Origin of the sequence: Parabacteroides gordonii MS-1 = DSM 23371 (assembly GCF_000969825.1) — a bacterium.
GTDB lineage: Bacteria > Bacteroidota > Bacteroidia > Bacteroidales > Tannerellaceae > Parabacteroides > Parabacteroides gordonii.
Map to the genome: position 1 here is coordinate 785,879 of NZ_KQ033920.1, position 20,374 is coordinate 806,252.

20 protein-coding genes and 1 pseudogene are annotated in these 20,374 nt (G+C 39.7%); 5 read left to right on the forward strand and 16 right to left on the reverse strand.

The genetic code is table 11. The annotated features are described in order from the left end of the window. Window positions 1-11 precede the first annotated feature (11 nt). From HMPREF1536_RS20275 to HMPREF1536_RS20330, 12 genes are all read right to left on the reverse strand, one after another. On the reverse strand, window positions 12-197 hold the full coding sequence (locus HMPREF1536_RS20275; protein ID WP_028729325.1) for a hypothetical protein: 186 nt from the start codon (window positions 195-197) through the stop codon (window positions 12-14). Between the two features lie 15 nt (window positions 198-212). After that, window positions 213-695, reverse strand: coding sequence for a phage tail protein (locus HMPREF1536_RS20280; RefSeq protein ID WP_028729324.1), 483 nt, complete (start codon window positions 693-695; stop codon window positions 213-215). A gap of 13 nt (window positions 696-708) precedes the next feature. After that, a complete protein-coding gene (locus tag HMPREF1536_RS20285) occupies window positions 709-1,176 on the reverse strand; it encodes a phage tail protein (protein ID WP_028729323.1) in 468 nt (155 codons plus the stop codon). Window positions 1,177-1,219: 43 nt separating this feature from the next. After that, window positions 1,220-2,743, reverse strand: a complete 1,524-nt coding sequence (locus tag HMPREF1536_RS20290; protein ID WP_028729322.1) for a phage tail sheath family protein — start codon at window positions 2,741-2,743, stop codon at window positions 1,220-1,222. A gap of 33 nt (window positions 2,744-2,776) precedes the next feature. After that, a complete protein-coding gene (locus HMPREF1536_RS20295; RefSeq protein WP_028729321.1) occupies window positions 2,777-4,546 on the reverse strand; it encodes a phage tail sheath family protein in 1,770 nt (589 codons plus the stop codon). Between the two features lie 33 nt (window positions 4,547-4,579). Then, the gene (locus HMPREF1536_RS20300) at window positions 4,580-5,383 is read right to left on the reverse strand and encodes a hypothetical protein (protein WP_150115637.1); all 804 of its coding nucleotides are present in this window, start codon (window positions 5,381-5,383) and stop codon (window positions 4,580-4,582) included. A gap of 120 nt (window positions 5,384-5,503) precedes the next feature. Next, window positions 5,504-6,040 (reverse strand): Pvc16 family protein, encoded by a 537-nt coding sequence (locus HMPREF1536_RS20305; RefSeq protein WP_028729319.1) that lies wholly within the window; start codon window positions 6,038-6,040, stop codon window positions 5,504-5,506. A 169-nt stretch (window positions 6,041-6,209) separates the two neighbouring features. Continuing rightward, window positions 6,210-8,093 (reverse strand): helix-turn-helix domain-containing protein, encoded by a 1,884-nt coding sequence (locus HMPREF1536_RS20310; RefSeq protein ID WP_225608026.1) that lies wholly within the window; start codon window positions 8,091-8,093, stop codon window positions 6,210-6,212. Window positions 8,094-8,101: 8 nt separating this feature from the next. Then, window positions 8,102-8,332: a 4Fe-4S dicluster domain-containing protein gene (locus tag HMPREF1536_RS20315; RefSeq protein ID WP_028729317.1), complete on the reverse strand. Its 231-nt coding sequence runs from the start codon at window positions 8,330-8,332 to the stop codon at window positions 8,102-8,104. A 45-nt stretch (window positions 8,333-8,377) separates the two neighbouring features. Next, on the reverse strand, window positions 8,378-9,919 hold the full coding sequence (locus HMPREF1536_RS20320) for a DUF6850 family outer membrane beta-barrel protein (protein ID WP_028729316.1): 1,542 nt from the start codon (window positions 9,917-9,919) through the stop codon (window positions 8,378-8,380). A 5-nt stretch (window positions 9,920-9,924) separates the two neighbouring features. After that, complete coding sequence (locus tag HMPREF1536_RS20325) at window positions 9,925-11,091, reverse strand: DUF4876 domain-containing protein (RefSeq protein ID WP_028729315.1); 1,167 nt, start codon at window positions 11,089-11,091, stop codon at window positions 9,925-9,927. 28 nt (window positions 11,092-11,119) lie between these two features. Continuing rightward, window positions 11,120-13,744, reverse strand: a complete 2,625-nt coding sequence (locus HMPREF1536_RS20330; protein WP_028729314.1) for a TonB-dependent receptor plug domain-containing protein — start codon at window positions 13,742-13,744, stop codon at window positions 11,120-11,122. A 151-nt stretch (window positions 13,745-13,895) separates the two neighbouring features. Here HMPREF1536_RS20330 and HMPREF1536_RS20335 point away from each other — a divergent pair, with 151 nt between their 5' ends. The 3 genes from HMPREF1536_RS20335 to HMPREF1536_RS20345 all read left to right on the forward strand — a co-directional run bounded on the left by HMPREF1536_RS20335 (window position 13,896) and on the right by HMPREF1536_RS20345 (window position 16,233). After that, entirely contained in the window at window positions 13,896-15,017 is a 1,122-nt protein-coding gene (locus HMPREF1536_RS20335; RefSeq protein ID WP_028729313.1) for a helix-turn-helix transcriptional regulator, read from the forward strand. A 196-nt stretch (window positions 15,018-15,213) separates the two neighbouring features. After that, on the forward strand, window positions 15,214-15,615 hold the full coding sequence (locus HMPREF1536_RS20340) for a LytR/AlgR family response regulator transcription factor (RefSeq protein ID WP_028729312.1): 402 nt from the start codon (window positions 15,214-15,216) through the stop codon (window positions 15,613-15,615). Between the two features lie 183 nt (window positions 15,616-15,798). Continuing rightward, window positions 15,799-16,233, forward strand: a complete 435-nt coding sequence (locus tag HMPREF1536_RS20345) for a helix-turn-helix domain-containing protein (protein WP_157316999.1) — start codon at window positions 15,799-15,801, stop codon at window positions 16,231-16,233. A 106-nt stretch (window positions 16,234-16,339) separates the two neighbouring features. Here HMPREF1536_RS20345 and HMPREF1536_RS20350 read toward each other — a convergent pair whose 3' ends face one another. Next, window positions 16,340-17,080, reverse strand: a complete 741-nt coding sequence (locus HMPREF1536_RS20350; protein ID WP_028729311.1) for a NigD1/NigD2 family lipoprotein — start codon at window positions 17,078-17,080, stop codon at window positions 16,340-16,342. 133 nt (window positions 17,081-17,213) lie between these two features. Here HMPREF1536_RS20350 and HMPREF1536_RS28255 point away from each other — a divergent pair, with 133 nt between their 5' ends. Beyond that, window positions 17,214-17,315: an HU family DNA-binding protein gene (locus HMPREF1536_RS28255; protein WP_225608027.1), complete on the forward strand. Its 102-nt coding sequence runs from the start codon at window positions 17,214-17,216 to the stop codon at window positions 17,313-17,315. A 103-nt stretch (window positions 17,316-17,418) separates the two neighbouring features. On the opposite strand, the pseudogene HMPREF1536_RS20360 reads toward HMPREF1536_RS28255, so the two are convergent. Next, window positions 17,419-18,402, reverse strand: a pseudogene (locus tag HMPREF1536_RS20360) (glycoside hydrolase family 43 protein); the annotation flags it as partial. Between the two features lie 95 nt (window positions 18,403-18,497). Next, on the reverse strand, window positions 18,498-19,097 hold the full coding sequence (locus HMPREF1536_RS20365; RefSeq protein WP_028729309.1) for a MarC family protein: 600 nt from the start codon (window positions 19,095-19,097) through the stop codon (window positions 18,498-18,500). 128 nt (window positions 19,098-19,225) lie between these two features. Here HMPREF1536_RS20365 and coaW point away from each other — a divergent pair, with 128 nt between their 5' ends. Further along, window positions 19,226-20,068 (forward strand): type II pantothenate kinase, encoded by an 843-nt coding sequence (gene coaW / locus HMPREF1536_RS20370; protein WP_028729308.1) that lies wholly within the window; start codon window positions 19,226-19,228, stop codon window positions 20,066-20,068. Between the two features lie 42 nt (window positions 20,069-20,110). On the opposite strand, the gene HMPREF1536_RS20375 is transcribed toward coaW, so the two are convergent. Beyond that, window positions 20,111-20,335, reverse strand: a complete 225-nt coding sequence (locus HMPREF1536_RS20375; protein ID WP_028729307.1) for a winged helix-turn-helix domain-containing protein — start codon at window positions 20,333-20,335, stop codon at window positions 20,111-20,113. Between the last annotated feature and the right edge of the window lie 39 nt (window positions 20,336-20,374).

The following is a 20,374-nucleotide window of genomic DNA, read 5'->3' on the forward strand; positions in this document are numbered from 1 at the left end:
TCGTTTTTTTCCTAGCGTTCTCTCTTTTTCCGCCAATGCCGCAGTTCGTAAGATTCACTTCTTATGCTTTCTACAGACAACTTGTCAAGTACACGATTTTCTATCTTTCGGACTATTTCATCCGAGACTTCCGTTTCCGTAATGATTCGTTTCTCTACCACGGTGCGGACATGGATTTCCTTGATGATGACCGGCATAGTTTTATTTACTTGTTATACGACACGTTCCAATCGATTGTATGTTATCTCCAAAGTTTCCATAACTAACCCACTGTTAGCAGCGTTCAATCCTCCTATGCTGTATTTCACCGGATAAGAGTGATAGCATGCCCACGCAGCCAATGGCTTACCCGAATTGTCCAGCAGTTTGATAATGACATCACAGGATTTTTTCTTTATCCAATTGTCGTTGCTTCCTGATAAAATCATAAGCGAAAGACAACTGTTCACCCATTTGGCAAAATCCTCACTCAACGGAGCTACTGGCCGCTTCAAGGTTATATTGCTATAATTCAGACCTTGAGGCAGCTGTATCTTCTCGTTTTCTGCAGTTTTCTGTGGAGTGGTGGAGAAACTCCAGCCAATACCACTTACCTCACCGAAAGATGCCTGGAACTTTTGGCCATTTTGATTTTGGAAATCCACCCGGAAGTAAAACTCCACAGGTGGTGTCCAATCTGATGCAACGTCATTCATATTCTACCGCTTATTAACTACCAGCAATAGTTATTCCTTCATGTGCTAATATCAGAGTCTCCATAGATGCCGTGTTCCCATCAGCTTTGAATCCTTCTACCGTTATTTTCTTAGGCCAAGCGTTTGTCAATGTCCACGTCTGGGCAGGACTTCCTTCTTGATCCAACAAGCTGATCGTAACAGTCTGTCGCTTAACTGTATTCATTTTCACACTATTTATCCAATTCCACATAGCCTGATCGCCACTAAAGATGCCCTTCTTCAAAGTGATATCACCCGATTTTCTCAACCCCGGCATTTTCAGTTTTGTGAAGATAGGGCTATCACCGGCACGATACGTTATCTCTTCATACTCTGTTTCCAATCCGGAAACCTCACTAAAGGAGACTACTTTTTCATCACCTAAGTTCACTTGAAAATAAAAACTGGGCAACGGCCATGCTTTCTGGTCCTGGCTCTGTGCTGATCCATCTTCTGCCATAATATTCTAAATTTAAATTGTTAATTATTTATTATTACCTTACTTAACTTTTCTGCATTTGCTGTTGGAAAGTAATTTCGATAAACTCTGCCGGATGCGAAATAGCTACCAGCACGGTGATACGCATGATGCCTTCCAGTATGTCATCCGCTATCATGGTATCGCCCAGCCCTACATGCACCTCGAAGGCTTCTTCGGGAGTTGTACCTGCCAGCCCACCGCGTTTCCAGACGCTACGTAAGAAGTTCTCTATCATACATTTCATGTTAATCCATGTGTTGGCATCATTCGGTTCAAACACATAGGCGCGGGCGGCATTTTTCACCGACTGCTCAAGGAAGATCATCGTACGGCGTACGTTGATGTAACGCCAGTCCTGTGAATTGCCGTCCAGCGTGCGTGCGCCCCATACTTTGATACCTTCGCCGGGGAAGGTGCGGATGGCGTTAATTGCTTTTCCACTCATCGGCATGTTCAGGTCTTCCTGGTCTGCATTCGTGATAGGGATTGCAGGTTTATTCACGTAATTGATGGATACGTTTGCCGGAGCTTTCCATACACCGCGCGTATTGTCTACCATTGTATAGATACCGGCCATCGCTGCTGAAGGAGGAAGGAGGTTTAGGAAGTCTTTTACTTTCTTTGCTATCAGCTTATATTGCGGCCAGTTTTGAAATAGGGTATTATGAAGGTCGTTCTTAACTTGTTTAACATCGCTGTCGGTTAATAGTTTAGCATCTGCTTTTTCACTTTCTTTCTTGTTTTGTATTTTGTAAAAACAATCTTTAATGTATTTATCCAACTGTGGATTTACAGAAGATATGCTTTTATCATAATCCCAAACCAATATTTCTCCATTGATATCAGTGTCTAATAACACAGAGGTTTCCAGCCACGGGTAATAGGCTGCCGAAAATTGCAGATTGGTCGTACCGATGGCGTTACGGAAAAAATCTACCGGATCCGGTGTTTCATTACTACCTTTTTTAGGGATATCCAGAATAGCAAAGTATTTCTTGCTATCGCATAATCCTAACAGATTGGTATAAATATTTATTTGATTATCTGCATTTACAGCTTCCGGAACGACCAACATCGTTATATCCTGCTCTTTTTTGATATTGGAAAATACAGTCGCTTTGTTTCCCTCATAAATGTCGGATATCTTTTGGCTGTAATTTCCTATTGAAACGATATAACAGGTTCCTCCTCCGTTGGCAAAGAACAATATCATATGATAGTAAAGCGTACAAAGATTGTTTTCCAAACTGGCTTTCAGTCCTGTTCCGGCTTTTTCATCATACACACAAAGACATTTGTCTGTGTCGCCACTTTTTGCATTGACAGTTTCAATCTTGAACTTAGGTGTAGGTGCACCACCGAAATAGTTGTTATACTCCGTCATCGATGAAATTCGCATCGGCTTGTTTAGCAGAGACGTTGTGCCGTTCAGTGCTTTCTCGGTAAGGCCGATAAAGACCGGAATAGCTGTTTCGACTTCCACGATGGAATTGCCGAAGGCGTTCTTTTCTTTGATGTAAACGCCGGGGGTCTTGTATTCTCCCATGATTATTATTGTATTAAGTTTAACAATGGGTTATTAACTCTTTTGCATCTGTTGCTGAAAGGTAATCTCGATAAATTCGGCCGGATGCGTGACAGCTACCAATACCGTAATGCGCATAATGCCTTCCAAAATATCTTCGCCTGTCATTGTATCGCCTAAACCAACATGTACTTCAAAAGCATCTTCCGGTGTAGCTCCGGCCAGTCCGCCACGTTTCCAAACACTGCGCAGAAAGTTTTCTATCATGCATTTCATGTTGATCCACGTACCTGCATCATTCGGTTCAAACACATAGGCACGGGCGGCATTTTTCACCGATTCTTCAAGGAAAAGCAGCGTGCGACGAACATTAATATATCGCCAGTCCAGCGAATTGCCGTCCAATGTGCGTGCTCCCCAAACCTTTATTCCTTCGCCACGGAAAGTACGGATTACGTTGATCGCTTTTCCATTCATCGGTGCATTCAATTTCTCCTGTTGTTCGTTGTCGATGTCTTCAGCCGGACTATCCACGTAGTTCAACGTTACATTGGCCGGGGCTTTCCATACGCCACGACTGTTGTCTACCATCGTGTAGATACCAGCCATCGCAGCGGAAGGGGGAAGGAGGTTCAGACTTTTCTTTACTGCTTTCATAGCCTGTTGGTAGAGGTATGACGCATTGTTTAATGCCAAATGAAACCCTGTTTTATCAACGACATAAGGAGGCGAGAACGTTATGGTTTTCTTATTGGGGGTTGATTTTTCATCTTTATCGACTGTTACCGGTACATCATTACCTAATTTTTCATGCAGTACATCTGTTGTTATATCTGCATATTTATATTCTATTCCTCCGATTGTTATCGTCTTTTCTTCTTCAACTACTAGAGTTGTGTTCATAAAGGATTCTGCAATTCTCTGCAATTTATCATCTACTTGTGCGAATTTACCCAGATTATCATACGCAGTCTTGGTCCATGTAAACATACTACCATCCAAATCCCGATCGCCCAATACGGAAGTATTCAACCAAGGAAAATAGGCCGCGCCATAAGACAGGAAACTTGAGCCGACGTTTTCCTGGAAAACGTTCACCTGGTCGTCAATGCGCATATCCTCTTTATCTTTGGGATATATGTCGAGTAGAGCGAAACGGTTCTTCATTTCATTTCCGCAATGAGAAAGCACTCTCTGCTGCACGTCTTTGAATTCAGTTTTATCCGACAGATTTACAGCTTCTGGAATTACTACCATCGTAATTTCCTGTTCTAGATTTAGCGTACTTAAAGCTTTTGTTATGACATCTTTGCTCAGTTCATCTTTGTAGCCACCCACTGAAACAATATAGCAGGTCCCTCCGCCATTAGCGAAAAACAGTAGCATATTATAATATAATGTATAATCGTTTTTTCCGTTAACGTAGAAGGCATAGCTGACTTTATATGCTTTTTTTTCTTTAATTTCAAACACTTCCTTTTCATCTGTATTTACATCTATCTGAAATATTGAAGTATTCGGTTTTTCTATTGGTTTGTCTGGTTGTACAATTCTTTTTTTATCCTCTTCCGTCATTTCAACTTCTTCCGGATGATACTTTACAATATCCACCGTGAAATTGAGCTCCGGTGCCCCACCAAAATATTGTATAAATTCCGTCATCGACGAAATTTTCCAGGGAACATTTTTCAGGTCGTCATTGCCGTTTCGGGCCTTTTCGGTATAACCAATGAAAGCCGGAATAGCAGTTTCGGCTTCCACAACCGAGTTGCCAAAGGCGTTTTTCTCTTTGATATAAACGCCAGGTGTTTTGTATTCGCCCATAAATTAGAATTTTAAGATTAGTAATTATCGTTTTTATAAATAACAAACTTCCCTAATGATATCCGGACGGCTGGCAATATACTTACCTAGTTGCGGAACAGGAATAAACTTACTTATAACTATTCTTTTGTCATCGGATAAACGTTCATAAAGAGTAAGTGTAAAATCATAACATTTTTTTGTCTCTATTTTCACTTCAGAAATAACTCGGTATACATTATTACCAAGCATACTATTTTCATATTTCTCAGAAGTATCGAAAATAATTTTATTCTTATGTGCATTAGATTCAAGTACCAAAGACCTTATTGGGGTGTCCTTCTCGGTTTTATCCTTAAAAACAAATAGGAACTCCCAATAATAAGAACTAGAGCAAAACTTAATGGTGTATCTTTGATCTGGTTTTGTTGGTAACCATTCTATTTCTTCCCACATTTGCCCTAATAGTTTTATCGTTTCTAGCTGACTGGTATCATTTTCCGATTCATCTAACATAGTTTGCAACGTTTGTATTGTTTGTTGCAAAGAGAATAATTTAGTGATTGTAGCTTGGATAGGCTTCAATACAACCCGACAAAACTCACCCTGATGTTTTGTTTTATCTGGAACCGGAAGCGGATTGAATTCTATAGTACTCTCTTTTCCAAGGCGGATTTGATAAAGTTGTAGCAGATTGTAATCCTCTTTTAGTGAAATCTTTCTTATAAATTCCGGATCATCCACTGTTATAGAAACTTCCAGTATATCGTTTTCCATAAATCCAGCATTATTATCTTCTACAAACCATTGCCATTCATAGGGAGCAGTTTGCCTGAAAGACACGCCACGCCGCTTCATCAGCTCATCGGTTTGGGATGTAGGCTTCAGACTTAGATGACTGTTTATGGGTGGAGTATAATAGTCGTGTTCCAGTCGTATACCAGCTATTGCTATGAATCGGCTCATATTAGTTCTTTGTTATTTTGTTAAATGTATATTCTGCTCACCTGCAATACCGGTACTTCCACTGGTTTCTTTGGCATCTATTGTCAGTTTGCGCAGCTTACACATTACTGATGGATAATATTGTCCACCTAATGTTGTCCAGATATTGTTGATATCTTGTGTAGACAGCGTTACAATTTCTGTTGTATACGTCTGTCCATTCAAATCAAAATAGGGATGGGACTGCATGAATGTTAGTGCTTCAGACAAGACAGACAATGACTCTGCATAACGTTTTTCACCGTATACTGCGGCTAGCATCAGATCCAGATTCAACAGTAGTGGCGGATAACTTCTTTCATACTCCGAACCGTTCCGACGGATACTTCCCGAGATACCTCCAGCTGTTTCCCGTTCAATATTAACTAACGAGATAATCAATTTACAAGGCCGCTCTTCCGAGCCGTTACCTATAAATCCTACCTCTGCTACTCCTTCAGGCTGGGGGAACTTTCTCCGCAGATATTCATCCAAACGGGCTGAGAAATGTGTTAAAGCCATTCTTATCATATTGTCTCATTGAGTTTATTAGCGGAAAGATATCAAAGAAATTGAAAACAATGAAATTAAATTTGCAGACGACCTGAAATAGGATTTGAAATGCTGATTTAGGGCTGTGAGCGTAAATTGAACTACTTAAGAGAATTGGATATGGAGAAAGCCGAGAGGAGACAGAATGTCATGATTCTTTAGTAAGAGGATACTGCTTTAGATATTCGCTAGGGGTAAGATTTGTCTTTCGTTTAAAGTTACGATAAAAGGCATCGGTGGAAGAAAAACCTGCTTCATTAGCCAAGTCGGATAATTTCTTTCCTGAATGAATTTGTTCCAATAAATAATCAACACGAAAATCGTTGATCCATTGATTGTAGTTTTTGTTAGAACAGGTATTAATGCATGATGACAGATAGGAGTGGTTAGTGCCCAATATTTTTGCCAATGATTTAAGCTTCAGATTTTTATTAAGATATAACTTTTCAGAACTTACTTTCTTTTGGGCTGCACGGAAAAGTTTTTCTTCAGAGCTAAGTGGCATCTTATTCTCTGGTGTAGCCAATGGTTCGGGTTGTTCCGCTTCTTTATCCTGATTTAGTATAACCGATAACCGCTTCTTCCGTTGCTGATAAATGTAGCCTATAGCGCATATAAAAAAGAGGAATAAGACTGCACAAGCGGATGAGACAGCAATTATGCGGTGTGAATTAATCAATAAAGCTTCCTGCATTTCGAGTTTGTGCATTAAATCTTTAATCTGCAAACGATCCATAAGATTTTTACTTTCACGTTCTTTATTGACCTTGTTAATGATTTGCTGGATGGAGTCTCGACGTACTAATAAATCTACGGCTTTTTCATATTGCTTGGTAGCCCGACAAAAAGAGCTATAGCGGGTAAGGGCATCGACTTGGATCTCCAAGTGAATTGGATTTTTAATATCTTTCTTCATTAAAGGTTCTACAGCTGTAAAAAACTGACCTGCTTGTCGGTAGTTACTACTTTGTTGATATAAAGTTGCTAAAGAACAGTAGGTCGTTAAAAAATTAAAGGGAAGTGATGTTTCTATCCTTTTTTTTCGAAAAAGTTCTACCTGGTTTTGAAATTGCATATTGGCTTTTTCCAAATAAACACAAGCTGAATCTATTTTATTTTCTGCAATATAGGTCTCTGCAATAGAACAATAAAAACTCATCCCATTTCCCATTTTCAACTTGTCATTCATTTTAGTTAAACAGAAACGGGCACTATCTGGCTTTTGTAGTTCTAAATAACATGTAGATAATATGGAATAAACTGAAGGTATAAATGATGTTATAGTATCTGTTACCATCATTTTATTAGTATACTTCACTACTTCCTCATATTGTTTTGAGTCATATAAAAGATAAACTAATCGAATTAGGCATTCTTTACTCAAATTTGGGAAATGATTCTCTATTGTCAGTTGATAAGCTTCTTTATACAAGGATATACTTTTTTCTTGATCACCCAATATTGCAAATTGATTTGCTATTGCGGAAAGATCCTCTATTACAAGTTCTGTTCTTTCTGCTGCACGATGTTCTTTCAAAAGTTCAAACCAAATTGGTAAATACTGCTCATGCAATCCTCTTCTACTCAATAATATTGCTTTTATTTTTCTAATGCCCCATTTTTCTTCTTGTGAAAGTGAGTAATTCACCTCGAGTTTATCAATTAGTTGAATACCTTTTATGTCTATATTAGGAATTCTCTGTTCATTCAATTTCGCGTAAAGGCTAAGTAATTGTAACAATATTTTCTTTCTCTCCTTCTTTGATGTAATGGAAAGACTTTCTAGTAAAATATTTTCTTGTTTTTGCATTCCATCTATATCTTTTTCATTCCGACAGGAGATTTGAAATAATATTTTGGCCTGCTGTTGAGATGGTAATTTTTGTACATTTTGCCATAAAGAATCGAAAGATAAAGATAGAATAGGTGTTGTTGCTAATTCTTTATTTAACAAATTAATATTCTCTTGCCCCTGATTTATACAACCAATGCATATGAAAAATATAAGAAGAAATAGATGGAATGCTTTCATTTTTTCAATTAAGTCAATACTATAGCATCTGATGCACAAGCTCCAGCGCAATCACCACACCAGTTACAATCAATCTGGCTAGTTATTATTATTCTTTTATCTTTAACTTTAAGTAGTCCACGTTTACAAGCAACCACACATTCTCCACAAACCGTACATTTTGAATAGTCAATAGTCCATAATGTTTTAGGTATATCCTGTTCTGTTTGTTCTAAAATTTTCCCTTCATTGTTTTCCATAATACTGTTGTTTTTTTAATTATTTATCAAAACTACATATTCTATTTAAAATAGCAATCCGATTTGTGCCGTTATTTTTCGTGAATCAGTATAAATTACATCTCGAGGTGTCTTTTCAAAATCAAACGTCAGCTGAATAAACCAGCGAAAAAGAGTTGATCTGGTATAAGTTACAGAAGAATGTAACCCCCAACGCGACATCGTTTCATAATCGAACACTTGTTGTAATCTGCTGTGATTCTGCCATAAGGTGATTTCCGGAGCATTTTCTTCAGGTGACAGCTGCTTTTCTTCCATAATCGATCCACCACCTTTCCCATATTGAGTTCCCAAAGATAAGTCGAGTGAGGCATTTGGTAATAAAAAATTTTGAACAAATGTAGTATGGATTGTAAACCGGTGAATCGGCTGTGTATACTCCGCCGGATAGAATAATAAAGCTGTTTTCGCCTGACGATAACTAATACCTGAAAGGATATAAAAATAGGAATGCCAGGCATCACGTAACCGATAATATCCATAATTCAAAGCATATCGGCTTGTACGCCGAGTAGAGCGAAGTAATCTTCCATCCGATTGCCAGGTATCCGATTCCACTTGATGCTGCAATGGATCAAAGTTATCAGCATGACTAAATGTAGCCAGCCATTCCCATTCATGCCTGCAACCGGGGAACACCTGCTGTAACTTACCTTTATACTCCACCTGCCAGCTATCCGTTTCGCCTTCTTTCTTATTTTTTATACGGTCACTCTCTACTGTCTGTCCGGCGAAACTCCCACAGATCTCCTGGTATAATTGGAAAGAACCACGATTCAAGTCAAACTGTAAAGCACCACCAACCTCTTGTCCGGTATAATACCAATTCACATTTTCGCCCCATGATAAGGTTTTAAAGAATCCCAACGGATAAGCTACCAGGACGGGATAAGTTGTATGACTACCCATATTTTGATAATCTACGGTCTCTTTTCGACGGACATAAAGCAGTGACGCGCCCCAATATAAATTCCCGCACAGATATCCCACACCCGGTGTAAGGCGCCACTCCATCCACTGATTTTTATTTCGTGGATCAATATCTTTGGCAGTCAGTTGTACTTTATAATCCGCTTTTACACCCAGTAACCATTGCCGATGGATCGGCAGAGAAAAACCTCCCGACAATTGATATTGCTCCGAACGTTGCTTTCCACTTATGGAGTCACACAAGTTTATAGCCTGCCAATAGTCACCTGTCATTCCATTCCAGTTCTGTTGTCGATTCTGAAACTGGGTGTAACCGATCTTACCATAAAGCGACACTTTATTTACAGTCTGAAATGATTCGCTATATACAGAGTACACATCCGCAGAAGCCGGAAGACTGACGTTCCCAAAATTTCCTTTGTGATGGCCATAACTTGCTTCCGCCACAGAGAAAGAACGGAAACGATTAAACGACAATCCCACAGGGTTAGCGCCGCCCAACCAGCTATTGTGTCTATACACTTCTTTTATCGAAGGTATATACAACGTATCCGTTTGAGCAGAAACCGTCGTGGATAACGAAAATAATAGTCCGAACAATATTTCCCGGCTTCTCATGGCCATTATTTTGTTTTTAGGGTAGCAAATGTAACTTCCATATCTTCGGCGGAATTATTTGTATCTTGATAAATAACATGTCCGTCTGCCATTCCTGTTTTCTTTCTGATAATCGACCGGCCTGAATACCTGTCTCCCGGAATATAACATTTCCCGTTATCAAGTTCATTAGGCACTCGCTTAGGTGAATTGATATCTTTCACACACTCTATACAGTCTATTACCCATTCCTGAGGAACCATCAGATAACGCTTGTCTTGATTAGCCGCCTGGGGACGCGGTTCGCGATTATCCGGATCTTGTACATATTCTTCCGGTGAATCCTGCAAGCTGAATACCATAAATGTAGGGCCAAAAACCGGGAGAGAGTACATTACTAATAAAGGATTCAGATTTGCGAGCAACGTCATGGGTTTAACACCGGTAGTAATATTTTGCCGTTCAAGACTCACATCCCAAAATCCCCAATCGACCCCGGACAGATCGACAGAGTTAGCGTGTTGAAACTCTCCGCCCGTATGATCCACGGCATTCGTGGCAATGGTTGTTTCTTCTCCCGGTGCCAAAGGATATTCTTTCCCTTTTCCGGGAAACTGCCAGGTCAGATCATTTACCGGAATCCGTTTCATATCCGTATAATTCATCCAGGGAGATTCCAGATTGTTACCCGGATCCACAATTCCGACACACAAACCATCCAGATAAATTGTCTGATCTGAATTGTTATATAAGGTCACATACTGATCTGCCTGATATTCTTTATCATTCAATCCCTTGCAACCACCAAAGTAAATCTCTTTAATGACAAGAGCATTTATTTTAGCCTGTGATAACGGTAGCTCTATCATACCTTGTTCCTGGTCTGAAAGCAACGATAAAGATTCTATTCTTCCGCTAAAAATCAGTCCGGAAGCGGCTTGATAATGTACCGAAGCAGCATAGTAACCCGGTTCAACGTTGAATGAAGCCTTTCCTGTAGATGAACAATGCACAGAATACACAGTTCCCTGATCTTTATTCGTCAGTGCAACTTCCATTTCTTCATAAGGCAACGTTGAATAACCTTCGGGAGCAACTAGCTGGATATAAATACTGGAAGATTGTTTCTCATCTTCCGAACAGGAAGCAAAGAATAAAACTAAAGCAAGTAATAAGTAAAAACCTTTTTTCATTTGATGTTTTTTTATATTAAAAACTCTTTTAAAACCGGATCGTCATCTCGGCTCCATAATATAAACCAGGATTTTGAATCGTATATTGTTGTGTGCTACTGGTGTATTTCTTTGGATTCGATTGCGTAAAATTATTGGCACAAAAAGCAACTGATACATAGCGCCCTATCTCTTTCGTTACCCGAAGATTCAACAGGAAATAGGGGCCGAACGAATCTTCCTGATACCGGGTCAGTGTGCCAGCATCCAGCACCAGATCAGCGAAACGTTTATCGTTCGCCATTTCCGGAGTGAAGGGATGTCGTACTCCATCACTATCCATATAATATACTGGATTGAGACGTTTACGATGTTCTATATCGGTCATCGGATCTCCATCGAGCCGGTTCCCATTATCGTCGATCAGGTAAACGGGATTATTGTAACTGCTTTCCATGCCACGGCGTTGTTTATCCATCCATACGGCCTGTAAAGTTAAAGTAGTGATCAAACCGATGCGGGGTAACTGGGTGATGAACTGGAAACGGGTATTGAATTGTTGCCAAACCCGCAAATTGGCGGCCAGGTGATCTGCTTCATAAATACCGACATACGGATATGGCTTGCCATTCAGCTCAACCTGGGGATACACTGCTGACAATGCCGTGTTTTTTTCATGTAACTTTAAATAACTGCCACTGATAAACAGTGAAGTATGCAAAGTATTCCAGTGCCCCATATCGAATGTATATTCAATGCCTTGTTTCAATTGCTCAATACCATTTTCCGGGGAAGTGAAAGTGGCGAACGTTGCAAGGGTAGTGTAGGAGAGAGGCTTCCCGTTGTTCACTACCCCATCGGGAGTCAGTTCGGGATATTCCCCTTTACCGGTTAACGGATCGTAACGTCGGTATGTAAAAGGTTCAGCTTGTTCCGTTGTGCTGAATCCATTCTGAAGATGCTCTCTGAACCATACAATATCGGCAGTCATTTGTCCTAGCCGCAGGTTAAGTCCCAACTCCAATTTTCGGTTTACCGGTAAGCGCAAATTTGGATTAAAAGTATGATCGGTCACAAAAGTATGCATCACAGTCAGTCGCTCGTTATTCTCCATATCATTATAAGTAAAGCTATTTTTATCGGTATAGGATTTATCCGGATACAAATAGGCTAAGACCGGCATCTTACGCATCAGTCCCCAACCTGCGCGTATACTAAGGTGTTTCAGTAGTGGATTTTCATTTTGTTCCAACAGAATCTGTCTGACGTTGATACGCGGATCTGCTGTCGGGGCATAACGCAATGCCTCTGTTTGCAGTTTGGTGAAACGTACACCAGCTTGTATTTCAGTTCTCATCTTTCCTGTATGGAAAGTGACCTTATCTTCTGCGAAAGCTGTATATTGATGTACAAAGGGAATACTCCGAAAAGAACGGGTACGCATTCGGATCATTTCCAACGACGGGCGGAGAGGGTCGAACTGAATACCTTCTCCACGGTTACCCTCTGTCCCCATTTCCAGACCAAGCATAAAATGATTATATACATTATTCGATAGTGTACTTCTGAGATTGGCCGTAAGTGACGCATCTGCGGATAACGGTTTCCCTTCCACCGAAAGATCGCTGAAGTAGTTGGGAGCTAAAAATATACCGGCCTGCTCACCCGGCTGACGGGTATAAGTTGTTACCTGCTGCGTGCTTGAGTAATATATACTCGATTCATTCTTCTGGTAACTATAGGTCAATCCGGCATGATATTCCAAGTTTGAAATCCAGGATTTATTTAAATCCCAGCGTCCGTTTGCCGAGAATGAAAAGCCCCGGTTAAAGGCTTTCTGATATTCACCGTCAATAGTGTTGCGACCTCCGCCTCCTTTATCCAGTGTCCAATATCCCCGCAAATTAAAACGAAGTGATGCCGTAGCAAAGTCTTTCGCATGAGCTATTTGAATACCTATCCGTTGAAATGTTTGTTCCGGCAGTCGGGGATCTTGCGATGAAAGTGCATAATCTGCTCCCAGGTAGAGAATACCTCCATTCGCTCCCATAGCCATACCTTTACCTATAGAAGCAAGTTTCTCAGTTGCCGTAAAACGCAATCCCACCGTATAAGGTTGCAATCCGGCTTTCGAGTTTACCAATACAACGCCGCTGGTAGCATCCCCATAGCGGGCCGAAGGCACTCCGCGTATCACCTCTACAGATTCTATGGAAGCAGGTGAAATCGAACGGACATCAAATCCTGAAAGAGCAGAACTGTTAAACAGGCTACCTTGACCTTCAAGTCCCAGTTGCTGCATATTCATATTATTGTTCATTCGCACTCCATCTACCAGTATAGCGGTTCCCAATGCATTTGTCGCATTCTCGTATGTAGCACTACGGACTGTGAAGACAGCAGGAGAATTCAAATCAGGATTACGGGTAAGTACGCCAGGTAATAATTGGGACAAGTCTGATAAATCAGTCGCTTGTATATGCCGGATGGCATCGTGCCCAATCAAGGAACTGGTACCCGGTGCATCTGATGGAGTAGCCGTGACTACCACCTCCCGGAGCCGGATATTACGCAGGGTATCAGGTACTGTTATTTTCTCTTGCCCGTTAATTATTAACGAACAAAAGACAAAGAAAATTACCTCAAAAGCTTTCCTGCAGCTATGCTTATTCATCTTCTCTTTTGTAGATTACCTACTGTTAAAAGCCTTATGGCAGTACAAAATAAGCTATTTTATTTTGTTCACTTATCGTCTGAAAATAAAAAAACAAAGAAACCTGCATTTATAAACTTTAGTAAGTACATTTGCATTCAGAAATGTTTTTATGTTATCATTATTATTTCAGATTTTAGTTATTTGTACTTCCTTATTAGCCTGGGGTGTTTTAAGCATCGCCGGGATTTCTTTGTTACAATATGGCAGATATAACAAAAAGACCATACTTACAACTTTCATCACGCTGGTACTCTGTGTTGTATCCTTTTACAACAGTTGGTATGAAGGACTCTTCCTTTTCAGAAAGATTGCCCTTATTTCCAGTTTGAACAGCTGGGCTTTCACATTGCTCACTCCCTTGTTTTATTTGTATTTCCGTTTTCGGATAACTAATCGTTTACCGGATGCCCGGCAATGGAGACGACACTTACTTCCTCCGGGAGTATTAACTGTTATTTATGTAGCGATGACATTATTCAATCCGGTACCTGATAAATTGATCTATAGCTGGCATGAATTCGGACTTGATCGCTCTGCCTGGTGGGTCTCTTTCCGTATCAGTTGTTATTTGCTTCTGGCGGTACAATTGTTTGTTTATCTGCCTCGTCTTTTAAGCAGAATAAACGATAATACACCGCAAATACAAATTATTAAAAGAGAGTTATTATGCGTTTTATGTTTCATATTCATTTCTGTAATGAGTATGCTTACTCCGAGTTATATATGCAATATTCTGTATAATCTGTCACTTATTCTTATTGGTGTATATTTATTGAAACGGTCCGTATTTTACCGGACTGTAAAGCGTAAAATAGGCTTTTACCTATTACCTTATTTTTTCATCAGAACTGAAGCTAATCCAAAAGATAAAATAGAAGTATCTACTCAATTCAACCAGGAAGAGGGAGAGCGGATAATCAGTCTATTAAAATCACCGGATATCCTGCACAATCCAGATCTGACCCTAAAAATACTTGCCAGTGAACTTGGCACGAATGCCACTTCATTAAGTCATTACTTTAATCAGCAATTAGGAGTTCGCTTTTCTGATTATCTGACGGCTCTTCGTCTGGATGAAGCAGAATCATGGTTAAAGGATACCAATATAAAGGTAATAGAAATTTCCGAGTTGGTGGGCTTTCAAACTTCATCTACGTTCTATCAGGCTTTTAATGCGCGACATCATATGCCACCTTCCCAATGGAGAAAGAAAATGAAGCTTAATTCCTAATGAAGATATTCCGATATTATATATTTTATTCTTAAATCATAAATAAAAAAGCACTTAGCTCAACGTTTAATAATCTGATAATAAGAATAATATAAAAATAATTGAATAAGAAACATTCTGGAATTACAAAACCTGGCTTCCTACTTATTTTTGTTGACATAACCAAGGCTCATTAAGCCTATAAACATGAAACAAAATGAACACACTCAATTTTAAGGAACAAACACAGGTAGAAACGGCAGCTAATGCATCAAGTTGCACAGATAAAAACACATTAGATAATATCTTTATCAAAATTCAGGATCACTTCCGTAAAATATCATTTAGTGATATTCTTTATATTGAAGCATCGGGAAGCTACTGTAATTTCTATTTACAGACAGGTAAAATAACAGTATCATACACACTGGCTGAAACGATGCAACATCTATCGGAACTTTTATTCCTCCGGGTACATCGTTCTTTTATTATTAACAAGAATCATGTCACCAGTTATATAGGTAATACATTTTATATCGGCGAACATATGATCCCTATCGGCAGGCAATATAAAAAAGAAATATTATCCCATTTCAACATATTGGGAACAATCGGTTGAATTGTTGGTATTATCTCATTGCACTAATTAATGATATTATAAATGGAATCTTTAATAATAGTCTTCCTGATTCTCTTGTTGAATACTGAGCTAGAACATAAAATTGCAGAACAACAAAAGATAATTGAATATTATCAGTTATATAGTTTTATTTCACTGGTTATTTTCATATTGTTAGGCTATATGATCTATTATTATCGTCGTCAGAAAAAGAATGAATTGGTGGCTGTTAAAGGAGAAAACTCTCTTTCGGTTATTGAAGAATGCAAAGAAGAGTTTGAATCAATTTATGCTTCGATTATCCGGTTTATCGTTATCGAAAAGCATTATCTGGATAAAGGTATTGATATAGCAAAAGTAGGAAAATGTTGTCATATCAATAAAGAGCTTGTCAATAAGGCTCTGAATGCAAAAGCCAATATGACACTCCTGGAACTGGTGAATAATCATCGTCTGGAATATGCCTGCACATTATTATTGGACGATAGCAATAAAACCGTAGATGCAGTAGCTGACGAATCGGGATTTAAGACGACCCGTACGTTTTTACGTCAGTTCAAGTCCAAATACAAAATGTTACCAAGTGAGTACCGTCATATTGAAAATTCTTCCGACTGATAATTTCTGAGGGGATATAAGCAAAAAAGCTACATCAATAATTTTGATGTAGCTTTTTTGTTCCGGTATATTTTATTTACCACTCTTAAATTGATATACCCTGTATTTATTTCAGATTCAACACACTTCTTTCGTCACCAATTGAAGATTTTCCAGGAGTAGCCTTACGCGTACAATAATCAAACTCTACCGATTTATCTCCGACGGGCGATTTCCACTTCAATTTCAGTTTAACCGTTTTACCTTCTGTATCAGGCAGACTACCCAGGTTGAATGCAACCAATCCATCCCCTTCGACTCCATAAACATCTCCATAAGCATTGTGGCGGAATTCCACTTCATAAGGATTAGCCGGATCCTGGCTTGCCAGCAAGTTTACAAAATGAGCTTTGTTACGATCTCCCCAGTTTGTTCTGAAACGGAGTGTCAGATAACCATCTTCTGCAATAGTAACCCAATCTCTAATCATATCTACGGGATCGGTACCATATACAGAATCATTTTCTACTCCCAGATCCGGTGCTATTTGTTTTGTCAGGATACTGTCTATCCAATTTACATAGACAGCTTTACTATAGCCTTCAGCGGGCTCATTCACTTCCCTGCAATTAACCAAAGCTCTTACTTCTTTGTTTCCGTAAGGAGAAGAAGCAATGTTTACAGGTAATAAGGTTGTAGTGTCATCCAGTTGCAGGAAGAACGAATTGTCGCTAACCGGCTTTACTGTTACAAGGGCGTTTGGCGTTAGATACCCATAATTATAGTCATCATCATCCAAACAAGATTGAAAGGTTAAAGAAGTAAATAATACTCCCGTGGCCATTAAAAGTAATTTCAACGTCTTCATAGCTTAATATCACTAAATTATTAAATGTTTATATCAGTGAAGATGGATAAGAGTTTGAAAATGCTGCAAAGAAGGTTGATAAAATATATTAATAAACTTCTTGTGATCTTTAAATAATCGATTATTCCTGCTCATGGAAGAAGGAGCAATAACCAGTCAGGGATTCGGTACGTTTACACTATGGCCGCAGAGTGAACGTACCGGACGTAATCCACAAACAGGCTCTCCTCACTAATCCCGGCTCGCAACAGCATAAAATTCAAACTGGGAAAAGACCTGCTTAAGTTCCTGAATAAGGGGGAATAATGCGTCAATATGCCAATGTGCCATTATCACATTGGCATATTATTTTTAAGCCGCTTCAGCTCTTCACGGGTAATCGGTATGACCGAGCCATGACGGGGATGGAAATCCATTGAGATAGTGTGGTCTATCACTTTGAAATTCTTTAGATCCTTACTTTCCGTAAACTGATACTTGCCTTTCATATAGACATCATACATTAAAATGTAAGTGTCGGAACCGATCAGTTTGAAAACGCTCGATCCTTCCACGGCATCCGTTGTCTGTTGCTTGTATCCGTCGTATTCAGTCCATTGGCCGGAAGTAAGAGAAGAAGTTGTTGCCAGTTTGATACCATTCCCATGTCCTTCGGTCTTATAAAACATGTAGAAAGTGCCGTCTTTATAGATTATGTCGCCGTCGATGCAGGATTTACCGTTTTCGGGGAAGAATAACTGTTTCGGTTCTCCTTCAATGTCGGTAAAATCTTTGTTAGCATATGCATAATAGATAATATCCGCACCGTCACCATGCAGCATAGACCAATAAACCATATACTTTCCTGCTTGCGGATCATAGATCGTTTGCGGAGCCCATACACGTTTCAGGTCTTCCTGTCCTGCATACTTTTCCTGTATATTGATTACGCTTGACGACCAGTTCACCAGGTCGGTGGATTTCAATAAAACCATCGCACGGTTGGAGTCCCATCCCTTAGAGGAAGTCATGTCGGTAACTACCATATAGAACGTTTTCCCATCCTCGCAACGCAGGATATGAGGATCGCGTACACCGCCGGTCGAACTAATCTTTTTCGAGTCGATAACAGGCTGATTGTTGTTCAGCGCCTTGTAATTATAACCGTCTTCGCTCACTGCGAAATGTATGGCTTCCTGCTCTACATTGTTTCCGGTGAAGTAGGCAAAGAGATAAGCTACATAATCTTTCTCCTGTTGGTTTTCAGCCTGCACATAACTGCAAATATGCAAGGACAAACATAGGAATGTTGCCCATAATACATTGAATCCGTTCTTTTTCATGATAATAAATTATAATATGTACGTGTCTTTCAATTGCACAAAGATAGGAGAATTTTCTTTTAATGCAAATTGTACACTTATTCCATATTATACATTTATTGATTATGCAGGGCGTCCAGCAGGAGGGTAATGTTTACCGTAAACAACCTGACGGAGATAGCCAGCAAAATGATCCCGAAGAATTTGCGTATGATATAGATCCCGCCTTTTCCCAGTAAACGCTCTACTTGTTTCGTCATACGAACCACAAAATAAACCCACAGCATATTCAGGATCAATGCCACGACTATATTTACACTGGCATATTCCGCCCTTAACGATAATAAAGTGGTAAACGAGCCGGCACCCGCCAGCAGGGGAAAGACTAGAGGGACAAGCGTCGCTTCCTTGATCGGTCCCGTATTTTTAAAGATTTCGATATCAAGTATCATTTCCAGAGATAATAAGAAGATAACGAACGCTCCGGCTACGGCAAACGACTCAATATCCACGTGGAAGAGTTTCAGCAGGAAGTCACCGGCATAGAAAAAACCGATCATCAACAGAAAAGAGATAACCGTCGCTTTCAGTGCGTTCACCTCTTTTCCCTTGTCTTTCAGGTTAATAATAATAGGAATAGACCCGATAATATCAATTACGGCAAACAGTACGATAAAGGCACTGATCATTTGTTGGAAATTAAATTCTTCAAACATAACTAACCTTTCCTTTGAATATTAAACTTACTCCGTGAAGATAGTAATTTTCTGCTATATAGTAATTCTATTGCCGTAAAGAATGCACAATAATTGTAGTATCTTTGCGCAAACAGAACTTAAAAGTCATGGGAATAGTAATCGGTATAGATGTAGGAGGAAGTACCACCAAAATTGTAGGCATCGACGGGCAGGAAATAAAGAGTCCGATGTTTGTTCGGGCAACCGACCCGGTAACTTCATTATTCGGGGCATTCGGCAAATATTTATATGATAATGACATTCCTTTATCAGCAGTTGAAAAAGTAATGCTGACAGGTGTTGGCAGTGCTTATATAAACCAACCGTTATATGGTTTGCCAACAGCCAAGACCGATGAATTCCTGGCCAATGGGCTCGGAGCGCAGTATCTGACCCGGATAGAGAAACTGATCGTTGTCAGTATGGGGACGGGAACTTCTTTCGTCAAGGTGGAAGGGGAGAAGATAGAACATATCGGCGGCATAGGTATCGGGGGAGGAACAGTGCTTGGCTTATCCAAATTACTTCTTAAAACACAGGATATACGGCAGGTTGTCCAGTTGGCCTTAAAAGGAGACATAACCAATATCAACCTGCAAATACAGGATATATGTAATATACCGCTACCCGGACTACCTTTAGACGCGACAGCATCTACATTCGGTAAAGCCGATGCCAACTCTTCACAGGAAGATGTTGCGCTGGGTATTATTTATATGGTACTCCAATGCATCGGTCAGTCTGTCATATTAGCTGCATTGAACAGCGATATACGTGATTTCATACTGATCGGTAACCTGACGAAACTTCCTCAATGCAAAGACATATTCCCCAAACTGGAAGCGATGTACAATACCCGTTTCCACATTCCTGAATATGCAGAGTACCGTACAGCCATAGGAGCGGCACTTACCTATATCAATAAGAGAGAATACATGAAGGTTATTTAATAAAAAAGCGTCAGAAAAGCTTTTTTCTGACGCTATATATGATCAACCAAAATATAGTCCTTGTATCATGCCGTTGCTTACAAATACCTGACCGTTCTTTCGTTGTATATACACTTTGTTTTCACGTGCCAGCCATCCAATTGCTAAGGTGGTATCTTCATGACTCAGATCAATCAACCTGCTTAGTTCCGGTATCGACAACTCTTTTCCCTTATTCAACTCATGCCAGACCTTACCGGCATTTTCTCCGATCTTTTCTATTTCCATAATTGTAATTTTTTAGAAAAATATATCTACTCAGTGAAT

What these genes read in the sequence shown, in the direction of transcription:
- HMPREF1536_RS20365 (WP_028729309.1), bottom strand. Translation starts at nt 19,097, where the DNA reads ATGTTTGAAGAATTTAATTTCCAACAAATGATCAGTGCCTTTATCGTA.
- HMPREF1536_RS20340 (WP_028729312.1), top strand. Translation starts at nt 15,214, where the DNA reads ATGAACACACTCAATTTTAAGGAACAAACACAGGTAGAAACGGCAGCT.
- HMPREF1536_RS20345 (WP_157316999.1), top strand. Translation starts at nt 15,799, where the DNA reads ATGATCTATTATTATCGTCGTCAGAAAAAGAATGAATTGGTGGCTGTT.
- HMPREF1536_RS20325 (WP_028729315.1), bottom strand. Translation starts at nt 11,091, where the DNA reads ATGAAAAAAGGTTTTTACTTATTACTTGCTTTAGTTTTATTCTTTGCT.
- HMPREF1536_RS20305 (WP_028729319.1), bottom strand. Translation starts at nt 6,040, where the DNA reads ATGATAAGAATGGCTTTAACACATTTCTCAGCCCGTTTGGATGAATAT.
- HMPREF1536_RS20320 (WP_028729316.1), bottom strand. Translation starts at nt 9,919, where the DNA reads ATGAGAAGCCGGGAAATATTGTTCGGACTATTATTTTCGTTATCCACG.
- HMPREF1536_RS20280 (WP_028729324.1), bottom strand. Translation starts at nt 695, where the DNA reads ATGAATGACGTTGCATCAGATTGGACACCACCTGTGGAGTTTTACTTC.
- HMPREF1536_RS20290 (WP_028729322.1), bottom strand. Translation starts at nt 2,743, where the DNA reads ATGGGAGAATACAAGACCCCCGGCGTTTACATCAAAGAAAAGAACGCC.
- coaW (WP_028729308.1), top strand. Translation starts at nt 19,226, where the DNA reads ATGGGAATAGTAATCGGTATAGATGTAGGAGGAAGTACCACCAAAATT.
- HMPREF1536_RS20310 (WP_225608026.1), bottom strand. Translation starts at nt 8,093, where the DNA reads ATGAAAGCATTCCATCTATTTCTTCTTATATTTTTCATATGCATTGGT.
- HMPREF1536_RS20375 (WP_028729307.1), bottom strand. Translation starts at nt 20,335, where the DNA reads ATGGAAATAGAAAAGATCGGAGAAAATGCCGGTAAGGTCTGGCATGAG.
- HMPREF1536_RS20335 (WP_028729313.1), top strand. Translation starts at nt 13,896, where the DNA reads ATGTTATCATTATTATTTCAGATTTTAGTTATTTGTACTTCCTTATTA.
- HMPREF1536_RS20275 (WP_028729325.1), bottom strand. Translation starts at nt 197, where the DNA reads ATGCCGGTCATCATCAAGGAAATCCATGTCCGCACCGTGGTAGAGAAA.
- HMPREF1536_RS20285 (WP_028729323.1), bottom strand. Translation starts at nt 1,176, where the DNA reads ATGGCAGAAGATGGATCAGCACAGAGCCAGGACCAGAAAGCATGGCCG.
- HMPREF1536_RS20300 (WP_150115637.1), bottom strand. Translation starts at nt 5,383, where the DNA reads ATGAAGCGGCGTGGCGTGTCTTTCAGGCAAACTGCTCCCTATGAATGG.
- HMPREF1536_RS28255 (WP_225608027.1), top strand. Translation starts at nt 17,214, where the DNA reads ATGGAAGAAGGAGCAATAACCAGTCAGGGATTCGGTACGTTTACACTA.
- HMPREF1536_RS20315 (WP_028729317.1), bottom strand. Translation starts at nt 8,332, where the DNA reads ATGGAAAACAATGAAGGGAAAATTTTAGAACAAACAGAACAGGATATA.
- HMPREF1536_RS20330 (WP_028729314.1), bottom strand. Translation starts at nt 13,744, where the DNA reads ATGAATAAGCATAGCTGCAGGAAAGCTTTTGAGGTAATTTTCTTTGTC.
- HMPREF1536_RS20295 (WP_028729321.1), bottom strand. Translation starts at nt 4,546, where the DNA reads ATGGGCGAATACAAAACACCTGGCGTTTATATCAAAGAGAAAAACGCC.
- HMPREF1536_RS20350 (WP_028729311.1), bottom strand. Translation starts at nt 17,080, where the DNA reads ATGAAGACGTTGAAATTACTTTTAATGGCCACGGGAGTATTATTTACT.